Origin of the sequence: Corynebacterium gottingense (assembly GCF_003693265.1) — a bacterium.
In the GTDB taxonomy this organism is placed as follows: domain Bacteria; phylum Actinomycetota; class Actinomycetes; order Mycobacteriales; family Mycobacteriaceae; genus Corynebacterium; species Corynebacterium gottingense.
The window spans coordinates 1-2,369 of record NZ_RDRE01000085.1; the positions used below are offsets into that span (position 1 = coordinate 1).

2 protein-coding genes and 1 pseudogene are annotated in these 2,369 nt (G+C 62.7%); 2 read left to right on the forward strand and 1 reads right to left on the reverse strand.

The window, feature by feature from the left end; all coding sequences use genetic code 11:
• Positions 1–591 precede the first annotated feature (591 nt).
• Entirely contained in the window at positions 592–855 is a 264-nt protein-coding gene (locus tag EAW56_RS11705; RefSeq protein ID WP_095278793.1) for a WhiB family transcriptional regulator, read from the forward strand.
• A 152-nt stretch (positions 856–1,007) separates the two neighbouring features.
• Positions 1,008–1,082 (forward strand): 50S ribosomal protein bL37, encoded by a 75-nt coding sequence (locus EAW56_RS13255; RefSeq protein WP_095066802.1) that lies wholly within the window; start codon positions 1,008–1,010, stop codon positions 1,080–1,082.
• A gap of 649 nt (positions 1,083–1,731) precedes the next feature.
• On the opposite strand, the pseudogene EAW56_RS12790 reads toward EAW56_RS13255, so the two are convergent.
• Positions 1,732–2,369 (reverse strand): annotated as a pseudogene (locus tag EAW56_RS12790) (hypothetical protein); the annotation flags it as partial.

Here is a 2,369-nt window from a genome sequence, read left to right on the forward strand (position 1 = left end):
ACTGCGGAGGCACGCCGTGCCGTTTCCAGGTCCATTGGCGGGCGTGGTTGACGAGGAGAGCGGGATTTCTTTTCAGTCACGTCTTGTTAGTCTAACCGTCACTTTGCGGTCGACTTCACCGCGACATCACCGGGTGCAGTAGCAGCACCGTCACAGCCACCGCGGAAGAATCGGGGCGGAATCACAGATTCTTGATTTGACCTTCCCACCCGCGTGTGCGTGCGTGAAAATTCCCATTTCCGCAGTTCAAACCGTTGATGATGCGTTCCCAAATTCGTTGGAAATCCCAATATGAACTGCGCGGAGGGGAAAAATTCATATGATTAGTGTCACATTTCGGCCTTTACCCCTAGCGCGCATTGGCAATTCGTGCCATTATTCTCAGGTAGCAAAAACGACGGGCTGGTAACACAGCCCTTAACCCCAAGACACCACAGGGTTAACGCCAGGGAAACCGGCAGCCGGATCCCACCGAAGGGAACACCGCCCGGAACCTGGAATCAAACTTAGTTTGCAACTCGCCTCCCGCGAAGAGGCGAAGAAGTGGTGTGCGCGAAACCTGTTCAACGCTTATGTAAGGAGTATTTCATCATGGATTGGCGCCACGAAGCAATTTGCCGCGACGAGGACCCGGAACTGTTCTTCCCCGTCGGTAACTCCGGCCCGGCTCTGTCCCAGATCGCCCAGGCCAAGATGGTCTGCAACCGCTGCCCCGTCACCTCCCAGTGCCTGAAGTGGGCCCTGGAGACCGGCCAGGACGCAGGCGTGTGGGGCGGCCTGTCCGAGGAGGAGCGCCGCGCCATCAAGCGTCGCAACAAGGCACTGGCTCGCAACCGCGCCCGCCTGTCCGCGTAACGCGAACTCCCCCCACTCCGCATCACGCATCGCGTCGCCCGGGCGTACATCCCCGTGAAGCAGGGACAATTTCCCTGTAGGCACGTCCGAGCGATAAAGTGGAGTACCTGAACTTTGATCGCCCAGAACCGAACAGAACTAAGGAGGCTCCTATGAGCAAGCGTGGTCGTAAGCGCAAGGACCGTCGCAAGAAGAGTGCAAACCGCGGCAAGCGTCCTAACTCTTAAGAACAGCGCAGCGCCCCCTCCCCGACTTTCACGCAATGTCGGCGAGGGGGCGTTGTCATGCGCGGGGTCGATCGGTGACATCGGCGCCTGTCTTGGCAACTGCGTCCGGGCGTGCCGCCTGACCCGGTGATGGCCGCTTCACCCACAGTGACGAGCCAAACGGAGCTAGCTCCATCTGGCCCGCCGCCACCAACAAAACCCAAGGTCGGCTCCCAGCCCGCCACCCAAACGGAGCTAGCTCCATCTGGCCCGCCGCCACCAACAAAACCCCAGGTCGGCTCCCAGCCCGCCACCCAAACGGAGCTAGCTCCATCTGGCCCGCCGACACCAACAAAACCCCAGGTAGGCTCCCAACCCGCCACCCAAACGGAGCTAGCTCCATCTGGCCCGCCGACACCAACAAAACCCCAGGTCGACGTTCAGCCCGCCACCCAAACGGAGCTAGCTCCATCTGATCCGCCACCGCCATCAGACGCCGCACCAGCAAACGCCGCACCAACAGCCACCGCACCACCAACAGACGCCGCACCGCACCCAACCCAAGCGCCCCAGAACCCGGAAAACTCCGCCTCCGCGCACGAGAAACCCTGGCGTAGATACGCCAAAGGCCTGGCCAACATGGCCAGGCCTTCCGCACAATCCGCCTCGCTTAGCCGAGCACCCCGGAGCCGAGGGCAGCGGCAGCGCCGCCGATGATGGCCAGGATCGCGATGATCGGCACGATGATGGCGGCGATGTTCGGGCCGCCTTCCGTACGGCTGTCGTCGGAAGCCGTGTGCAGCTCCTTCTTTCCCGGCTGGTCCTGCGTCTTCGGCGACGCCACCGTGGTCATTGCGCCGTCGTCGTTCTTGGTGGATTCCTTCGACTTTGCCGGTGCCGACTTCGCCGTCGCCGCCTTGGACGGTGCCGCCTCGACGGTCGGATTTGCCGTCGCGGTCTCGGTCGCAGCCTCCTGAGACTTCGCGGTCTTGGTCGTCTTTGCGGGCGCGTTGGTAGCGCCTGCCATCGCTGCAGGGTTCGCGGATGCCTTGCCGGCCTTGACGTCAACGGCGAAGCGATCTTCGAAGGCGGTCTCGCCATTCTGGTTGGTGACCTTCACGTCGAGCGGCATGATGGCTGCGTCGCCAGCGGTCACCGGCACGGTGACGGTGGCCTCGTCGCGGTCGGTCAGCGCGCCGTCGAGGACGATGTCCTTGGAGGCGTCGCCGTGCGGGGTGACCACCTGGACGGTGTAGCGGTTCAGGTCCGCGCCCCTGTTGTTCACCTTCAGGGTGACTTTGCCGGCCT

Coding starts and splice junctions, on each gene's coding strand:
- EAW56_RS11705 (WP_095278793.1), top strand. CDS start 592: ATGGATTGGCGCCACGAAGCAATTTGCCGCGACGAGGACCCGGAACTG.